The organism is Novosphingobium sp. THN1, assembly GCF_003454795.1.
GTDB lineage: Bacteria > Pseudomonadota > Alphaproteobacteria > Sphingomonadales > Sphingomonadaceae > Novosphingobium.
Genome location: NZ_CP028347.1, coordinates 187,825 through 204,865, shown reverse-complemented (window position 1 = coordinate 204,865; position 17,041 = coordinate 187,825). Strand labels below are relative to the sequence as shown.

Annotated in this window: 11 protein-coding genes and 3 pseudogenes; 8 read left to right on the top strand and 6 right to left on the bottom strand. The window is 64.4% G+C overall.

Annotated elements, in window-relative coordinates; genetic code table 11:
- Nucleotides 1-173 precede the first annotated feature (173 nt).
- The 3 genes and pseudogenes from C7W88_RS00980 to C7W88_RS00970 all read left to right on the top strand — a co-directional run bounded on the left by C7W88_RS00980 (nt 174) and on the right by C7W88_RS00970 (nt 2,728).
- Nucleotides 174-1,586 (top strand): cytochrome ubiquinol oxidase subunit I, encoded by a 1,413-nt coding sequence (locus C7W88_RS00980; protein WP_118074492.1) that lies wholly within the window; start codon nt 174-176, stop codon nt 1,584-1,586.
- A pseudogene (cydB, locus tag C7W88_RS00975) lies at nt 1,583-2,580 on the top strand (cytochrome d ubiquinol oxidase subunit II). Before C7W88_RS00980 ends, cydB begins: the two are co-directional and overlap by 4 nt.
- Complete coding sequence (locus tag C7W88_RS00970) at nt 2,567-2,728, top strand: DUF2474 domain-containing protein (protein WP_118072170.1); 162 nt, start codon at nt 2,567-2,569, stop codon at nt 2,726-2,728. Before cydB ends, C7W88_RS00970 begins: the two are co-directional and overlap by 14 nt.
- Here the strand turns inward: C7W88_RS00970 and C7W88_RS00965 are convergent.
- Nucleotides 2,709-4,102, bottom strand: a pseudogene (locus C7W88_RS00965) (short-chain fatty acyl-CoA regulator family protein). The gene C7W88_RS00970 and the pseudogene C7W88_RS00965 overlap by 20 nt on opposite strands.
- A gap of 146 nt (nt 4,103-4,248) precedes the next feature.
- Here C7W88_RS00965 and C7W88_RS00960 point away from each other — a divergent pair.
- The 4 genes from C7W88_RS00960 to C7W88_RS00955 all read left to right on the top strand — a co-directional run bounded on the left by C7W88_RS00960 (nt 4,249) and on the right by C7W88_RS00955 (nt 8,585).
- Nucleotides 4,249-5,844 carry an isocitrate lyase gene (locus C7W88_RS00960; protein WP_118072169.1) on the top strand — a complete coding sequence of 532 codons (1,596 nt, stop codon included), beginning with the start codon at nt 4,249-4,251 and terminating at the stop codon, nt 5,842-5,844.
- A 64-nt stretch (nt 5,845-5,908) separates the two neighbouring features.
- The gene (locus tag C7W88_RS22425) at nt 5,909-6,067 is read left to right on the top strand and encodes a hypothetical protein (protein ID WP_011444689.1); all 159 of its coding nucleotides are present in this window, start codon (nt 5,909-5,911) and stop codon (nt 6,065-6,067) included.
- Between the two features lie 155 nt (nt 6,068-6,222).
- Nucleotides 6,223-6,807 carry a hypothetical protein gene (locus tag C7W88_RS24555; protein ID WP_370073161.1) on the top strand — a complete coding sequence of 195 codons (585 nt, stop codon included), beginning with the start codon at nt 6,223-6,225 and terminating at the stop codon, nt 6,805-6,807.
- Complete coding sequence (locus C7W88_RS00955; protein ID WP_370073160.1) at nt 6,801-8,585, top strand: putative bifunctional diguanylate cyclase/phosphodiesterase; 1,785 nt, start codon at nt 6,801-6,803, stop codon at nt 8,583-8,585. The genes C7W88_RS24555 and C7W88_RS00955 overlap by 7 nt, the downstream gene beginning before the upstream one ends.
- On the opposite strand, the pseudogene purQ reads toward C7W88_RS00955, so the two are convergent.
- Nucleotides 8,582-9,258 (bottom strand): annotated as a pseudogene (gene purQ / locus C7W88_RS00950) (phosphoribosylformylglycinamidine synthase subunit PurQ). The gene C7W88_RS00955 and the pseudogene purQ sit on opposite strands and share 4 nt — an antisense overlap.
- A gap of 17 nt (nt 9,259-9,275) precedes the next feature.
- Nucleotides 9,276-9,509, bottom strand: coding sequence for a phosphoribosylformylglycinamidine synthase subunit PurS (gene purS, locus C7W88_RS00945; RefSeq protein WP_118072168.1), 234 nt, complete (start codon nt 9,507-9,509; stop codon nt 9,276-9,278).
- Between the two features lie 383 nt (nt 9,510-9,892).
- Between purS and C7W88_RS00940 the strand changes: the two genes are divergently transcribed.
- Nucleotides 9,893-10,498, top strand: coding sequence for a TetR/AcrR family transcriptional regulator (locus C7W88_RS00940; RefSeq protein WP_118072167.1), 606 nt, complete (start codon nt 9,893-9,895; stop codon nt 10,496-10,498).
- Between the two features lie 195 nt (nt 10,499-10,693).
- On the opposite strand, the gene C7W88_RS00935 is transcribed toward C7W88_RS00940, so the two are convergent.
- The 3 genes from C7W88_RS00935 to C7W88_RS00925 all read right to left on the bottom strand — a co-directional run bounded on the left by C7W88_RS00935 (nt 10,694) and on the right by C7W88_RS00925 (nt 16,868).
- On the bottom strand, nt 10,694-11,674 hold the full coding sequence (locus C7W88_RS00935) for an MBL fold metallo-hydrolase (protein WP_118072166.1): 981 nt from the start codon (nt 11,672-11,674) through the stop codon (nt 10,694-10,696).
- Complete coding sequence (locus tag C7W88_RS00930) at nt 11,674-13,983, bottom strand: TonB-dependent receptor (protein ID WP_118072165.1); 2,310 nt, start codon at nt 13,981-13,983, stop codon at nt 11,674-11,676. Before C7W88_RS00930 ends, C7W88_RS00935 begins: the two co-directional genes overlap by 1 nt.
- 140 nt (nt 13,984-14,123) lie before the next feature.
- Nucleotides 14,124-16,868 (bottom strand): pitrilysin family protein, encoded by a 2,745-nt coding sequence (locus C7W88_RS00925; protein ID WP_240344753.1) that lies wholly within the window; start codon nt 16,866-16,868, stop codon nt 14,124-14,126.
- Nucleotides 16,869-17,041: the final 173 nt, after the last annotated feature.

Sequence of the window (17,041 nt, the reverse complement as noted above, 5' to 3'; positions counted from 1 at the left end):
GAGGAACGTCGCTTCCGCACAGCGGTTCTCTGGATGCAGAAACTGCAAGCGTTGCATCGGTAATATCACTTTAGCTTATGCTCATATACGGCTAGGAAGTCATTGAGGCGCCACAAGAAGACGCCCGATCCCGTGCAGGGGAGATAAACGTGTTCGCAGGTATGGACAGCCAAATGGCGGCGCTGGTTCTGGCGCGTATGCAGTTCGCCTTCACGGTGAGCTTCCACTTCATTTTCCCGGCCTTTTCGATCGGCCTCGCCAGCTATCTCGCCGTGCTTGAAGGGCTCTGGCTGAAAACCGGCAAGCAACTCTACCTCGACCTGTTCCGCTACTGGCTGAAGATCTTCTCGGTCGCATTCGCGATGGGCGTGGTCTCGGGCCTGGTCATGTCCTACCAGTTCGGCACCAACTGGTCGGTGTTTTCCGACAAGGTCGGCGGCGTGATCGGCCCGCTCATGGCCTATGAGGTGCTGACTGCCTTCTTCCTCGAGGCTGGCTTCCTCGGCGTGATGCTGTTCGGCATGAACCGGGTGGGCAGGGGGCTGCACTTCGCCGCCACGCTGATGGTGGCCATCGGCACGTTCATCTCGGCCTTCTGGATTCTGTCGGTCAATTCCTGGATGCAGACGCCTACCGGCTTCGAGATTGGCGCAAACGGCGAATTTCTCCCAGGTCCAAGCTGGGCCGCGATCATCTTCAATCCCAGCTTCCCCTATCGCCTCGTCCACACCGTCATCGCCGCATATCTGACCACGGCCTTTGTCGTCGGCGCAGTCGGCGCGTGGCACTTGCTCAAGGGCCGTGCCAACCTCCACGCCCGCAAGATGTTCTCGATGGCCATGTGGATGGCAGCGCTCGTCGCGCCGATTCAGATTTTCGTGGGCGACATGCACGGCCTCAACACGCTCGAGCACCAGCCCACCAAGGTCATGGCCATGGAGGGGCACTACCAGTCCCACCCGCAAGGCGCGCCGCTCTATCTGTTCGGCATTCCCGACGACAGGGCGCAGAAGCTCGATTACGCCATCGCCATCCCCAAGGCTTCGAGCCTGATCCTGAAGCACGATCCGAACGCCCCGCTCGCCGGCCTCGACACGGTTGCGCCGGACAAGCGCCCGCCGGTGTGGATCGTGTTCTGGTCGTTCCGCGTCATGGTCGGCCTCGGCTTCCTCATGCTCGGCCTTGGCCTGTGGAGCCTCGTCGCTCGGATGCGCAAAAGGCTCTACGACTGGCCGATGCTGCACCGCCTCGCCGTGCTGATGGGGCCATCTGGCTTCATCGCGGTGATCGCCGGTTGGGTGACGACCGAAGTCGGCCGCCAGCCCTATACCGTCTATGGCCTGCTCACCACGGCAGACTCGGTCAGTCCCATCGCCGCACCCGCCGTCGCCGCCTCGCTGGCCGCCTTCGTCGTGGTGTACTTCGCGGTCTTCGGCATCGGTACCTGGTACATCCTCCACCTGATGAAGGACGCGCCGCATCCGCACGAACCTGCGCTGGAAGAGGAAGAGCGCGCCCCCATCCGCTCGGCCGGCATCACGCCTGCCCAGCACATGGATGCTCAAGCCGACGGAGCCGCATCATGATCGACCTGACCACGATCTGGGCCCTGATCATCGCTTTCGCCGTGCTGATGTACGTGGTGATGGATGGCTTTGACCTCGGTATCGGCATCCTCTTCCCGTGGTTTGAAGAAGGGGCCGAGCGCGATCAGGCGATGAACGCCATCGCGCCGGTCTGGGACGGCAACGAGACCTGGCTGGTGCTCGGAGGGGCGGATTGCTTGCGGCCTTCCCGCTGGCCTATGCGATCATCCTGCCAGCGACCTATCCGCTGATCATCGCCATGCTGCTCGGCCTCGTCTTCCGCGGCGTCGCCTTTGAATTCCGCTGGCGTGATCCCCGCCACCGCGCTTTCTGGGACCGTGCCTTCTTTGCCGGGTCGCTCGTCGCCGCGTTGGCGCAAGGCATCACTCTCGGCGCATTGCTGCAGGGCATCCACGTCGAGGGGAGGGCCTATGCCGGAGGCTGGCTCGACTGGCTGTCGCCCTATTCGCTGCTGACCGGCGCGGGCGTCGTTGCCGGGTACGCGCTGCTCGGCGCCTGCTGGCTGGCGATCAAGGTCGAAGGCAGCGCCGAGGACAAGGCCTTCCGCTTCGCCAAGCTCGCCGCCTTTGCCACGCTCGCCCTGATGGCCGCCGTCAGCCTCGCCACCCCATTCCTCGCCCACCAGTACTTCCAGCGCTGGTTCACCGAACCGATGGTGTTCTGGCTCACCCCAGTCCCTTTGGCGACGGCGGCGCTCGCCATCTCCCTGCTGCGCTCGCTGCAGCAGCGCCAGCCAGTCCGCCCGTTCCTCTACGCGCTCGGCCTGTTCCTGCTCGGCATGATCGGCCTTGGCGTTTCGATGTGGCCATGGGTCGTGCCGCAGAGCATCTCCATCTGGGACGCCGCCGCGCCCGAGCGCAGTCAGGTGTTCATGCTGATCGGCGTCGGCCTGATCATGCCGCTGATCCTTGCCTACACCGGTTGGGCCTACTGGGTGTTCCGGGGGAAGGTGGGCGAACATGGCTATCATTGATCCCCGCCTCGAAGGCGCGGAGCGGGCCGAGGCAAGGCCCCTGTGGCAACGCCTTGGCTGGATGGCTGCGATCTGGCTCGGCAGCGTCCTCGCGCTAGGTGCTGTGGCGATGATAATCCGCTTCTGGCTCAACTCTCCGCAAAGCTGAACGGCTCGGCCCCGCGACGGTAGTCGTCGGGCAGGATCTCGCGCCCGATCGGCGGCTCGGCCCGCGCCGTGCACTGCGCGCGGTGGCACAGGCGGCAGGTCACGCCGATCGGCGTCGCTTCCACCGCCCTGGGATCGGCCCCTGCCGCATAGACCAGCCGCGGCGCATGTTCCGCCGCGCAGGCCAGCGCAATCGCCCGCGTCCAGCGTGGCCGCCCGAATCCGCCGCCGCCCGAAGTCACCGTCCGCGCCAGCGAGAAGAAGCGCTGGCCGTCGGGCAGTTCCACCCATTGCGTCACGATCTCGCCCGGCGTGCGGAAGCATTCGTGCACAGACCAAAGCGGGCACCCCCCGCCATGCGCCGCAAAGGGAAAGCCCGCCCCGTCCAGCCGCTTCGAGACGTTGCCCGCCGTGTCCACGCGGATGAAGAAGAACGGCACCCGTTCCTGCCCCGGCCGGTTTAGCGTGGTCAGCCGGTGCGCCACCTGCTCGAAACTCGCCCCGAACTGGCCGGACAACGCCTCGATGTCATAGCGCCGTCCATCCACGGCCCGCGCAAAGCGGTCATAGGGCATGACCAGCGCCGCCGCTGCATATCCCGCCAGCGCTCGCCGCACGAGCTGTGCCGCCGTATCGCTGGCAAAGCTTTCCCCCGGATAACTCCCGAAATCTCGCTGCGCAGCACGGTATAGGCAATGTGCTGCATCAGCTGCCACACCCGCCCTGAAGGCGGGAGCGTGTCATCGACCAGCAACTGCTCGTTGTGCCGGTCATAGCGCCGGATTGCGCCCATCATCACGTCGGGTGGCAGGAAGCGCACCCGCACGCTGCGCAGCCGCAGCCATTCCGCCGGACCGCCCGCCTTCTCGATCTCGCCCGAAAGCTCCTCGGCCTTGGAGTCGATCGTCGGAAAGTAGTTGCGCCGCGCCGCCACGAAGCGCCGCGCCTCGCCCACCGGATCGCTCGCGCCCGTGCCCGGCACCGCGCTGCGCTGCTCGGCCAGCGCCTGCTGCTCGCGCTGCCATGCCCCGTAAAGCCGCAGCAGCGCCTCGGTCACACCGGGGAAGCTTGCCGCCACGTCCGACACTTCCAGCGCGGGCAGGTCGATATCGGTGAAGATCGGATCGCGCAGCGCGTCCGCCATCCTGCGTGCGTAATCGTCGCGCTCGTCGCTGGCGAGGTCCGCCATGTCGAGCTTATAGGCCCGCGCCAGTCGCAGCAGGAGGTCCGCTGTCAGCGGTCGCTGGTTCCGCTCGATCAGCGCAATGTAGCTTGGCGAAATGCCCAGCTCGTCCGCCATCGCCTGCTGTGTCAGCCCCAGTTCTCGGCGAATGCGCTTCAGGCGAGGTCCCAGATAAAGCGGACTTGTCGACATCTTACAGGTCTCTTGTAGCGACTGCACAACTTTACAAGCATATCCTGTAAAGTTTGACAACATCACTTCGCGCGCCGTTCCGCGAATGCGATTCGCGCGTTACCCCGATCTCACACAGACGCACACCACGTGAGGGAACACGGGAAATGACCTACCACAGCAAGATCGTCGAAGCAGGCAAGGCCATCGCGCCTTTCGCCCAGACCTGGGATGGCATCGAGCCCGAGAGCGTGGCCCGCATGCGCCTGCAGAACCGCTTCCACACCGGCCTCGATATCGCCCGCTACACCGCCAAGATCATGCGCCGCGACATGGAGGCTTATGACGCTGATCCGGCGAACTACACGCAGTCGCTCGGCTGCTGGCACGGGTTCATCGGCCAGCAGAAGATGATCTCCATCAAGAAGCACTTCGGTACCACCAAGGGCCGCTACCTTTACCTGTCGGGCTGGATGGTCGCCGCGCTGCGCAGCGAATTCGGCCCGCTGCCCGACCAATCGATGCACGAAAAGACCAGCGTTTCGGACCTGATCGAGGAACTCTACACCTTCCTCAAGCAGGCTGATGCCCGCGAACTCGGCATGCTGTTCCGCGATCTTGATGCGGCCAAAAAGGCTGGTGATGCGGTCAACACCCACCGCCTGCTGCACAAGATCGACGAGTTTGAAACGCACATCGTTCCGATCATCGCCGACATCGACGCGGGCTTCGGCAACGCCGAGGCGACCTACCTGCTCGCCAAGAAGTTCATCGAAGCCGGTGCCTGCTGCATCCAGATCGAGAACCAGGTCTCGGACGAGAAGCAGTGCGGCCACCAAGACGGCAAGGTCACCGTTCCGCACGAGGACTTCCTCGCGAAGATCCGCGCGGTCCGCTACGCCTTCATGGAACTCGGCGTCGATGACGGCGTGATCGTTGCCCGCACCGACAGCCTTGGCGCCGGCCTCACCAAGCAGATCGCTTACACCCGTGAAGCGGGCGACCTGGGTGACCAGTACAACAGCTTCCTCGATTGCGATGAAGTCGATGCCTCGAACCTCGGCCACGGCGACGTGTTGATTGCCCGCGATGGCAAGCTGATGCGCCCGAAGCGCCTGCCTTCGAACCTCTACCAGTTCCGCACCGGAACCGGCGAGGACCGCTGCGTGCTCGATTGCATCACCTCGCTGCAGAACGGCGCGGACCTGCTGTGGATCGAAACCGAAAAGCCGCACATCGGCCAGATCGGTGGCATGGTCAGCCGCATTCGCGAAGTGATCCCGAACGCCAAGCTGGTCTACAACAACAGCCCGTCGTTCAACTGGACGCTGAATTTCCGCCAGCAAGTCTATGATGCGATGGTCGAAGCAGGCAAGGACGTCTCAGCCTACGATCGTTCGAAGCTGATGAGCGTGGACTATGATAGCACCGAGCTTGGCATCGAAGCTGACGAGCGCATCCGCACGTTCCAGCGCGATGCTGCGGCCCAAGCGGGCATCTTCCATCACCTGATCACGCTGCCGACCTACCACACCGCTGCGCTCAGCACCGACAACCTCGCCAAGCGCTACTTCGGCGAAGAGGGCATGCTCGGCTACGTCAAGCAGGTGCAGCGCGAGGAAATCCGCCAGGGCATCGCCTGCGTGAAGCATCAGAACATGTCCGGCTCGGACATCGGCGACGATCACAAGGAATACTTCTCGGGCGAAGCCGCTCTCAAGGCTGGCGGCGTCCATAACACGATGAACCAGTTCGCCGCCTGAAATCCGGCAGCACAGCAAATCCTCGCGGCAATCACGCCTCGAAGATCCAAGAAGGAGACCCACCATGGCTGAACCTGCACGTGCCCGCGCGGTCCTCTCGACCGAGGACTTCAAGCTGATCCGCGAAGCCGTACTGCACTACCTGAAGGCAATCGAGGACCAGCCGGAGTCGGTGAAGTTCTCGAACCTCTACCATCGGCTTGGCAGCGCCTTGGGACGTTAATTTCCCGGCACTGCCCCACTGGACCTTTCCTGGGGAGGAAAGTCCGGCCCGTCGCGCCTCATGCCAGGCGCGGCGGGCTTTTCTCGCGCTCGGCAGCGCCGCAAAGTTTCGGGATGCTTACGATTGGATAATGAATTCCTTGTAATTCAACCATCGTGACGAACCCCAACGCGCCTGAACCCGACGCTTTACCGGTGAAACTGCCGATCCTTGCCGTGGTCGGATTGTGTGATCCGGCCGAGGGCGATTGGGGCCGGTTGCGCGGCTTGCAGTACTCAAGCCTTGCGAAGCTCACGTTCGCCCGGCTTGTCGCCCATGCGATGGCGGCACTGCTGGTTCTGCAGACTTACGCCGGCGACGTCCATGTCGCGTTTCTGGTCGGTTGGATGGCGCTGCTGGTCGGCGTGCTTATTTCCGGCGCAAGGTTCGACCGCACACTGATCGATGCCGACCGGCGTCGGGTGAGCCGTCAGGAGATGCACCGGCAAACGATCAGTTCGCTGTTCGTGGCATTGATCTGGGCCATCCCCATGCTGGTCTTTTCGCCATTCGGAGATCAGTCGCAGCGCATGACGCTGTGGACGGTCCTCGCCATGCTGATGACCGGCATGGCCGTGACATTTGCCGCCATGCCAATGGCTACGGTGATGTTCGGAGGGATTGTCGGCCTGTCGGGCGTCGCTGCCTTCCTGTTCTGGGGGAATACATCGCGGCCGCTGTTGCGGTCGCTTTCGTGCTGATCGTCAGCATCGGCGGCATTGAGGCTGCGCGCACTTTCCTCGGCGCGCGGGTCGCCGAAGCAGGCATGGCGGAAAAGGCCGAAGTCGTTTCGCTGCTGTTGCGCGAATTCGAGGAAGGCGATGCAGATTGGCTGTGGCAGGTTGATGCCACCCGCCGCGTCCGCTCGGTCAGCCCGCGCTTTGCCTTTGCGCTCGGCCAGGACCCCGAGGATGTCGATGGCAAGCCTCTGATCCAGCTGATTGCCGGACCTGCCTGGGATAGCGGCCATTTCCACTCCAGCCTGCATGACTTGGCCGAGCGGCTCAAGCGTCGTGAGAGCTTCTCAAACCTGCTGGTGCGCGTTTCTCTGCATGGCGGCCACCGCTGGTGGGAGCTTTCGGCTTCCCCCAAGTTTGATGAGAACGGCACTTTCGTCGGCTTCCGCGGTGTCGGCTCGGATGTCACCGAACAGCGTGAAAGCGCCGAGAAGATCGCCTACCTTGCCCGCTACGATACGCTTACCGGGCTTCCCAACCGCCTGATGCTTACCGAGTCATTGGGTGCAGCCATGGGCTATGCCGAAAAGTGGCGCACGCGCTGCGCCCTGATGATGATCGATCTAGACCGCTTCAAGGCGATCAACGATACACTCGGCCACCTCGTCGGTGACCAGTTGCTCGCGCTCGTTTCTGAGCGGCTCAAGCTGATCATGCGCGAAGGTGAGGTGTGCGGCCGCTTGGGTGGAGACGAATTTGCGATCGTGATCCGCGATGCGGCTGATGTTGAGCGGGTCACCGAACTCGCCGCTGGCATCATCAGCACACTTTCGCAGCCCTACGAGATCGACCACCACATGCTCTACGTTGGGGCCAGCGTCGGTTCCGCCATCGGCCCACGCGATGGCTCGACGGTCGAGACCTTGCTGCGCAATGCCGACCTTGCGCTCTACCGTGCCAAGGATGAGGGCGGCGGGCGGCACTGCGTGTACGAGCCCTCGCTCCATGCCCATGCCGAGGAGCGCCGAAAACTGGAGTTCTCGCTGCGCCACGCGCTTGAGCGCAACGAGTTCTCGCTGATGTACCAGCCGGTGGTAAACGCCACCAGCGAGGAGGTGTTGAGCTTCGAGGCGCTGATCCGCTGGAACAGCACCGAGCATGGCTTCGTCAGCCCGGCAAAGTTCATCCCGTTGGCCGAGGACACGCGCCTGATCGTGCCAATCGGCGAATGGGTGCTGCGCACCGCATGCCTCGAGGCGATGAACTGGCCCGAACACGTCAAGATCGCGGTCAATGTCTCGGGCGAACAGCTGCTCGATCCCTACTTCGCCGAGACCGTGGTCGGCGCACTTGCATCAACCGGTCTGGCGCCGAACCGGCTCGAGATCGAGGTGACCGAGAGCATCTTCGTGCGCGATGGCACGACTGCGCAGATGACCCTCGAGAACCTGATGGGCATTGGCTGCGGCGTTGCGCTTGACGATTTCGGCACCGGCTATTCCTCGCTCGGATACCTCAGGAAAATGCGCTTCTCGACGATCAAGGTCGATCGCAGCTTCGTGCAGGGTGCGGCCAAGGATAACCCGGAAAGCCTTGCCATCATTCGCGCAGTGGTCGCCATGGCCGACGCGCTGGAGATGTCGACGACGGCAGAGGGCGTGGAGACCGAGGCCGAGCTGGAGTGCATCCGCCGCCTGGGCTGCAAGAAGATCCAGGGGTACTACTTCGGCCGTCCGATGAACCGGACCGATGCGCTCGCGCTGTTCGGCCAGACCCGCTTCCGCGAGCGGGCCGCCGGTTAGGCGGCGACCAGCCCGCGCATGACGCTTTCGAACAGCGCGCGGCCGTCCGAACCACCCTGCGCCGCCTCAATCATGCGCTCCGGGTGCGGCATCATGCCCAGTACGTTGCCGCGATCGTTGAGCACGCCCGCGATGTTGCGTGCCGAGCCGTTGACGCCTTCTGCGTAGCGGAACGCCACGCGGCCTTCGCCTTCGAGCCGGTCGAGCGTGGCATCGTCGGCAAAGAAGTTGCCGTCGTGGTGCGCGACGGGGATCGTGATTTGCTGGCCAGCGTCATAGCCCGCCGTGAACAGCGACTGGTTGTTCTCGACGGTGAGCTTCACGTCGCGGCAGACGAAGCGGATGCCGGCGTTGCGCATCAGCGCCCCGGGCAGTAGGCCAGCCTCGGTCAGGACCTGGAAGCCGTTGCAAACGCCGAGCACGGTCACCCGCGCTCTGCCGCGCGCACCACCGCCTGCATCACCGGCGAGCGTGCCGCCATCGCGCCGGAGCGCAAGTAGTCGCCATAGGAGAAGCCGCCGGGCAGGGCGATGAAATCGAGGTTGTCCGGCAGGTCGGCATCGCCGTGCCAGACGCGATGGACCGTGCCGCCGCAGACCTGCTCGATCGCCACCGCCATGTCGCGATCGCAGTTCGAGCCGGGGAAGGTGATGACGGCGGAGGTGAAAGCCATGGCGCGGGTTCCTAAGCTCAGGCTGCCTTTTCGATGCGGTAGTTCTCGATCACCATGTTGGCGAGGAGCTTGCTGCACATCTCGTCGAGCGCTGCGTCCGAAGTGGTGTCGGCCACGTCGAGTTCAATGACCCGACCCGCGCGCACATCGTTCACGCCTGCAAAACCAAGGCCTTCCAGAGCGTGGTGGATGGCGCGGCCTTGCGGATCGAGAACGCCGTTCTTGAGGGTGACAATGACGCGGACCTTCATCGGCGGGCCTTTCGGAACCTGAATGCTGGAGAATCTTGCGGGCGCCTATGCATCGGGAGAGCCGAAAGAGCAAGGCGGCGGGTTTACGCGGTTTACACTGTTCAGAGAAACTTCGGCAAAGGCGCGGGGGCGCAGTGCGGCTGGTGGGGGGAATCCGAGGTAAAGCGCCAGTTTTCGGGACTTAGCACAAAACGCTTAAGTAGGAAAACGCCGAGACGAAACCGCACGAAGATGGCATCAAGACCTTACTCCGCAAGGAGAAAACTCCTTTCGGTGGCAGGGCTGCCTGGACATCATAACTGCACCCCACGCAACGCTTCCGGGTGCCCTGCCACCGGACTTTTCCCGCTTTACATGACTGACGCGTCAGTTATTGAACGGTCATGCCACGAGTTACGCCAGCAGACCGGCGCGAGCGCATTCTGGACGCCGCGCGCGAGGAATTTGCCGAACGGGGCTTTGCCGCCGCCCGCATGGAGGACGTCGCCAAGCGCGTGGGCATCAGCCGCGCCGCCCTTTACCTTGCATTCGACAGCAAGGAGGCTCTGTTCCGCGCGCTGGTTTCCGAAGTCATCACCGAGATGATGCCGACGCTGCTGCCGAGCGACTACGGCAGCCTTCCAGCGCCGGCATTGCTGCGCGCCTTCGTGAAGAACGCCATCAAGCGCATTGCCAGCCCGGAAATGGCTTTCCTGCCGCGCCTGATCGTGGGCGAGGGCCGCAATTTCCCCGAGCTTGCCCGGTTCTACCACGAGACCGCGATGATCTGCATTCTCGGCGCGATCGAGCGGCTTATTGCCCATGGCATTGCCCGGGGCGAATTTGCCTGCCCCGATCCGAAGACCGCGGCGCAATGCGTGGCGGGCGGAATCATCTTTGCCGCGCTGTGGCGCAACGTGTTCGAACCGGTGGGGGCAGAGCCGCTCAACGTCGACTGGATGGCGGAAAATCAGGCGGCGATGGTGCTTTACGGGCTTACGACCGGGTAGGCGGGGGCGGTCGGGCGGGGCTTTCGCCGCTTGCCCACCCCCGACCCCTCCCGCCTGCGGGAGGGGGGAAGAGCCGCACCCCGACCCCTCCCGCCTGCGGGAGGGGGGAAGAGCCGCACCTCCGACCCTTTCCGCCTGCGGGAGGGGGGGAGGAAAGGGGCGCCTCTCGCCTGCCGCGAAAAATGGGGCCTGAGCCTAAAAGCTATCGAGATCGTTGGCGATCGTCACAGGGCCCTGGTATTCGGCGCGGACGCCTGCCTTGACGCCTTCGACTTGCGCGGCGCTTGCGCTGCCGCCTGCGAAATGCGTGACGACGACGGCCTTGACCCCAGCATGCCGAGCCATCTTGCCTACGTCTGGCGGGGCGAGATGGTGCGTGGTCAGGTGCCGAACCAGATCCGCCTTCGCCTTTTCCGGCATGTTCGGCGAGTTGCGGGCGACCGTTGCCATCGTGGAATCAATGTCGATCATTTCGCTCACGAGGAGGTCAGCCCCTGCTGCCAGCTTTTCGACGGCAGCGGACGGCCCGGTATCGCCGGTATAGACGATCGTGCGCCCGGCCGTTTCGAAGCGGAATGACAGGGACTTGAAGGCCTTGTCCTCCTCGCTGCCCGGAGCGAAATCGTAGTGGGTGTTCTGTGCGGCACGGACGACCATGTTGCCCACGCTGGCCGTGAAGCCATCGCCCACTTCGACCACGGATACGATGCCTGCAGGATCGGGCCAGGGCTTGCCCGGTATTCCGTATCCGGCACGGGCCGCGGGTCGCATCGAGGATATCATGCCTTCGACCATTTCCCGTGTTCCGGGCGGGCCGTAGACCGTCAGCTTCTGCGCAACCATGGTCTGGTTGCGCAGGGCCAGGACCGCCGAGAGGCCGCCGGTATGATCGGCATGGAGATGGCTGAGGAAGACCGCCGTGACGTTCGGAAGCGCAAGGCCAACCTTCGCCAGCTGTTGCACGACCCCGTCACCTGCGTCGACGAGATAGAGATCCTTCCCGTCGACGAGCGCGTTGGCCGGTTGAGAACGGCGGCCATCACCAACCGGCCCGCCCATTGTGCCCAGCGTAATGAAGCGCGAGCCATTGTTGGCTGGCTCATGTGCCGCAAGCCGGGCGAACTCTCCGGGCGCGCCCAGAGCCAGGGCGAAGCCGACGATGATGGCCAGGCGCATCAGAAGTTGTAACCCATGCGGACGCCGTAGGTTCTGGGCGGAGCGAGAGTCGCGACCGAGAAGTCGAGAATCGGCCGCGAGCCGGACCGCACGATCACTTCTTCATCCTCGATGTTGTTGATGAAGCCGGTGATTGTCCAGCGGCCACCATCTCCTTCAAACGTGACATAGGCGTCGGACATCATGAACCCGCCTTGCCGCTCTTCCGGGCGATAGTTTGGATTGAGGAAGCGACCCGACTCGATCGAGGTCCGACCACCGAGCAGCAGGCGCATGGAATCGGTGAGATCGAAGCCGCGTTCGTAGCCAAGCCCAAGTGACCACTTTGGCGCGTTTACAGCCGGTTTGCCCGAACAGTCGATATCATAGAAGCGCGCATTGTTGCCCGGGACGCCCGGGTTGGCGAGGCGGCTGCCCAAGGTGGTGCAGCCCGTGGCAACCGGCGCACCCGTGGGCGAGAAGTTGGCCGTCCGGAGGCTGTTGTACTTGCCATTCAGGTACTGCAGGTTGAGATCGAACTTGTCGTTCCGGCTGGGCTGGAAGCGCACTTCGGCTTCAAAGCCATAGATGCGGGATTTGCCGGCGTTCTCGGTGCGGGAGCCTTGGGCGAATATGTTGTTCGCCGTGCGCACGCCCCCCACGAAGGTGATCTGCTGGTTGGTGTAATCCCAGTAGAACGCCTCGACATTCAGCTGCAGCTTGTTGTCGAAGAAGCGGTTCTTGCTGCCGACGGTATAAGCCGTGAGAGTTTCCGGGGCGAAGGTATTTTCCGGCGGCGCGGCAACGAAGAAACCGCCGGATTTGAAGCCGGTAGACACATCGGCGTAGACGAGCGAGGACGGCCCTGCATCGAACTCGATGCCGGCTTTCCACGTGAACTTCTCAAAATCGAGGGCGCCGGTGAAGGGCGCTCCAAGCGGCGGATTGACCGGTCCGGGCCGCCCGCCAGACACCGTGGCGGTCAACTGGTCCTTCGTCTCCTTGGTATAGCGTCCGCCGGCAACCAGCCGCAGCGCATCGGTGACCTTGTAGGTGAACTGGCCAAAGGCGGCGAGGCTTTCCGTATTCACGTTCGGCGTGAAGCGGGTGGTGGAAATATCACCCTGGCGGAAGAAGTTCAGCGCGTTCTGGTCTTCCTTGAAATAGAAACCGCCGAGCACGTAGTTGAGCGGACCATCGTGATCCGACGCAAAGCGAGCCTCGAACGAGAACTGTTCGGCCTTTTCGGTGATTTCCCCGCGGAAGCCCGGGAGATAGGTGACGAAGTTGATGTCGGTCTTGCGCCAGGCGGGCTGGAGCGTGAGCTTGCCGAAGCCAAGGTCGCCCTCGATCGTTGCGCTGAGGCCATAGAACTTGTTGTCGAGGAAGCCGGTATCTGCCGGCAGGTCGATGCAGCCGCTGGTGACGAACCCGCCAAAGCCGCCGCAGAACGGGGGCGCGAACACACCTGCGGCGAGGTTGCGGATCGCTGTCAGCGCGGCCGGGCTGGAAATGCCGACATGATCGTTCAGGTCGGGCGCGTTCAGCGTGGCGCTGGGCAGAAGCACGCTGCCCCAGCCCTTGCCATGCTGGTTGAAGTAATCGCCGACCAGCAGCACCGACCAGTCGGCCGAAGGTTCGACCAGGAACGAGGCACGCACGCCTTCGCCCTTCTCGTCGTTGTAGCCGTCCGTGAGGAAGCCATCACGATCCACGACTTGTCCGGCGACACGCAATGCCGCGGAATTGCCAATCGGGAGATTGAGCGCCGCCGATGCTTTCTTGCTGTCGTAGTTTCCGTATTCCGCGCGCACTTCACCGCCGAAATTGCCGATATCGGGCTTGCGCGGGATGACGTTGATCGCGCCGCCGGTTGCGTTTCGGCCGTAGAGCGTGCCTTGCGGTCCCTTGACCACTTCGACGCGGGCGAGATCGTAGAATGCACCGGCAGGAGCCGAAGGCCGCGCCACGTAGACACCGTTGAAGTTGAAGGCGACGGCATTCTCGGAGAACGAGTTCTGCGAATTCGTGCCGACGCCGCGCAGGAAGAAGCTGGTGGTGCCGCCGGTTGGGGCAACGGCCAGAGCGGGCACGAGCTTCTGGAGATCGACAAGCTCGGTGATGCCGGCATCGGCAATGTCTGCCCCGGTCACGGCGGTTACCGCCACGGCCGCCCGCTGCAGGCTTTCCTCGCGGCGCTGCGCGGTGACGACGATGTCGGTGATGCCTTCATCGGCCTGGGTGACCTGCGCTTCCTGGGCAAAAAGCGGGCTGGCGGCGCACAGAGCGGCCAGTGACACGGTCCAGCGGATGACTGATTTATTGCTCACTTATGTCTCCCTTTTATCGACTGCTTTTGATTTGCGCAGTCGTATGCATAAGGGGGCGGAATTTGAAAAATAGATTATATTTGCGGTTCGGCATGCCTCGGATTTATGGATTCCAAGCGCGGATCGCCGCACTCATTCGCTCACGGAACTTCCGCTCCTTCCGGCAGGACCAGAACTTGCACGGCCTTTTCGGGTGAGAGATACCGGCGGGCCACGGCTTGCAGGTCTGCCGCGGTGAGCTTTTCCAGCCGGGCGCGGGCGGATTTGGCGCGGGTGAGGCGGTCTGGCTGGGTCTGCGCCCGCTCGGCCAGAGCGCTCCAGCCGCCGTTGGTCTTGAGAGCATTGTCGATGCGTTCGAGCATCGGGGCGCGGGCGCGTTGGAGGACGTCGTCGTCTACGGGCGAGGCGATCAGGCTGCGGGTGGTTTCCTGAAGCGCGGCGCGGGTTGCGGCAACGTCGGACAGATCGACCGAGGCGCTCATCGTGAAGGTGCCGTAGCCGGTCCAGACGCGGCTGAGGGCGCTGGACGCACCGGGGCTGTAGGCCTTGCCGAGCTTTTCGCGCACGCTGTCGAGCACCTCGATCCCGGCGACTTCGGCGAGCAGGGAGAGGGCCATCGCCTCGTCCGGATCGCGATCGTCGCGGGTGGGCCAGGTGGTGCGGACCACGGCCTGATTGGCCTCGCCGGTGTGACGGATGACTTGCAGGCCGCGCTTGGCGGTGAAGCTGCGCTTGCGTTCGGCGGTGTAGGGGCGGAAATCGGCCTCGCGCGGGGGGAGGGCGCCGAACGTGCGGGCGACGGCGTCGATTGTCGCAGCCTCGTCGATATCGCCGACAATCGAGATCTCGATGGCGCCGTGGGTGAGCCGGTGGGTTATGTCGCGCCGGAGCTTGTCGTAGCTCAGCGCGGTGTAGGCGGATTGCGGTTGCAGAGTAAAGCGCGGGTCGTTGTCCGACAGGATGCCGCCGATGGCGTTGGACAGGGCTGCTTGCGGGCTGGAGCGCAGGCGGGCGAAGAAATTGGCGATGTTCTGGCGGTAGAGCACTTCGCCTTCCGCGCGGTAGCCGGGGTCGGTCAGCAGCGCGGCGAAGAGCTGGAGCTGCAGCGTCAGGTCGCGCGGGGTGGTGGTGGCGTCGGCGGAGAAGGTGTCTCCCGATGCGCCGAGGCCGAATGCGACCGAGCGGCCGGCGAGCAGCGTCTGGAGGTCGTCCTCGCTATGTTTGCCCAAACCGCCGCGCGCCAGCACGCCGGTCATTTCGGTGGTGAGGGGGTCGGCCCGGGTATCGAGCATCTCGCCGCCATCGAGATTGAGGCGGACGTCGATGCGGTCCTTGGCAAGATCGGTGCGCTTGAGGTTGAGGCGGACGTTGTTGGCAAAGCGGATCTGGCGGATGCCGTAGAGCGGTTCGGTGGTGTCGCTGGCGATCGTGCCGACTGGGCCGAAGTCGGTGTAGGCGAACGGGATGGGCGCGGGGACCTCGCCCGCCGGAGCCTCGGCACGGGTGGCCTTGGCCCATGTGTTCCGCAGCGCGTCTTCGCCGCCCTTGGGCGCGGTTCGGCCCTGGAAGCGGAGCAGCGGGTCCTTCAGCGGGACGGCTTCCTCTTTCAGCGCGGCGAGCACGGTCCTGGGCGTGATCGTCGGGGCGAACTGGTTGAAGCGGGCAAGGCCGGACTCGGGCGTGGTCGGCACCTGGTCGTCGCGGATCAGGGCGAGGGCGGCGCCGACGAGAGTGCCGTGGCTGCGGGTGTCGGCCCCGGCGGCGGCGTTCTCGAGGCCGGTGCGGATGCTGGCGAGCTGTTCGTCCACTTCGGCTCGGGTGAAGCCGGAGGCGAGGGCGCGCGCGTAGACCCCGGCTGCGGCGGCAAGACCGCGCTGCCAGCCGCCGTCCACCGTATCGACGATGACGTTGGTGGTGCGGCCGATGCGGAACACCTCGCTGGTGCCGAAGCCCGCGCCGCGGAACGGCGGGTCGATCGTACGGCTGAGGCGGGCGAGGCGGCGGTTGACCACGCCATAGCCGATCTGGCGCAAGAGGTTGCGGCGGCGGTTGGCGATGGTGTCGGGCTCTAGCAGCCATGGTCCGTGGCGCGAGGCGGTGACGCGCTCGGACAGCGAGGGATCGAGGTGGATGTCGACCCTGGCCTTTTGCTTCGGATCGACCTTGCCCTGATCGGGGCGCGGGGTTTCTTGCCTCTCCTGCCAGTCGACAAAGCGGGTGCGGATGGCTTGCTCGACCACATCGGGATCGAAATCGCCGACGACGATCAGCGTGGTCTTCGACGGCACGTATTCACGCGCCCAGAAGGCCTTGAGCGCGGGCGCGGTGGCAGCGTTCAGCGTTTCGACCGTGCCGATGGGCAGGCGCTTGGGGTACGTCGCGTCGGGGTAGAAGAAGGCGAGCTGGTCTTCGAGGTTGGTGCGGCTCCAGCCCTGCCCGTCGCGCAGTTCGGACAGGACAACGCCGCGTTCGCGCGCCACGGCGTCAGGGTCGAAGGTCAGTTCGCTTGCCGTCTCGCGCATCAGCATCAGTGTTGTGTCGAGCAGCTTGGCATCGTTGCGCGGCAGGTCGAGCATGTAGAGCGTCTGCTCGAACGAGGTCTGGGCGTTGGTGTCAGCGCCGAACGACAGGCCGTTGCGCTCGAGCAGCCTGATCATCTCGCCTTCGGGCACGCGGGTCGAGCCGTTGAAGGCCATGTGCTCGACGAAGTGGGCAAAGCCGCGCTCGCCCTCGCGCTCGTCAAGTGAGCCGGTGGCGATGTCCATGCGGACCTGCGCGGTGCCGATGGGCGTGGCGTTGCGGCGGATGATGAAGCGCATGCCGTTGGGCAGCTGGCCGTAGCGGTAGGCGGGATCGGGGGGAGGTCGCTTTGCTGGAAGGCCCATGTCGGCTTGGGAGCGCTGGCGATCTGCGCAGGCTGCGCGGCGCAGGCGGTGAGGGTGAGGGCAGCGGCGAGGGGAAGCAGGCGGCGCAGGATCATTGCGCAGCGGTGTGCCCGGTTGAGGGCAGGGGTGCAATGGGGTGTTGGGGCAAACAAAAACCCCCTCCGTTGCCGAAG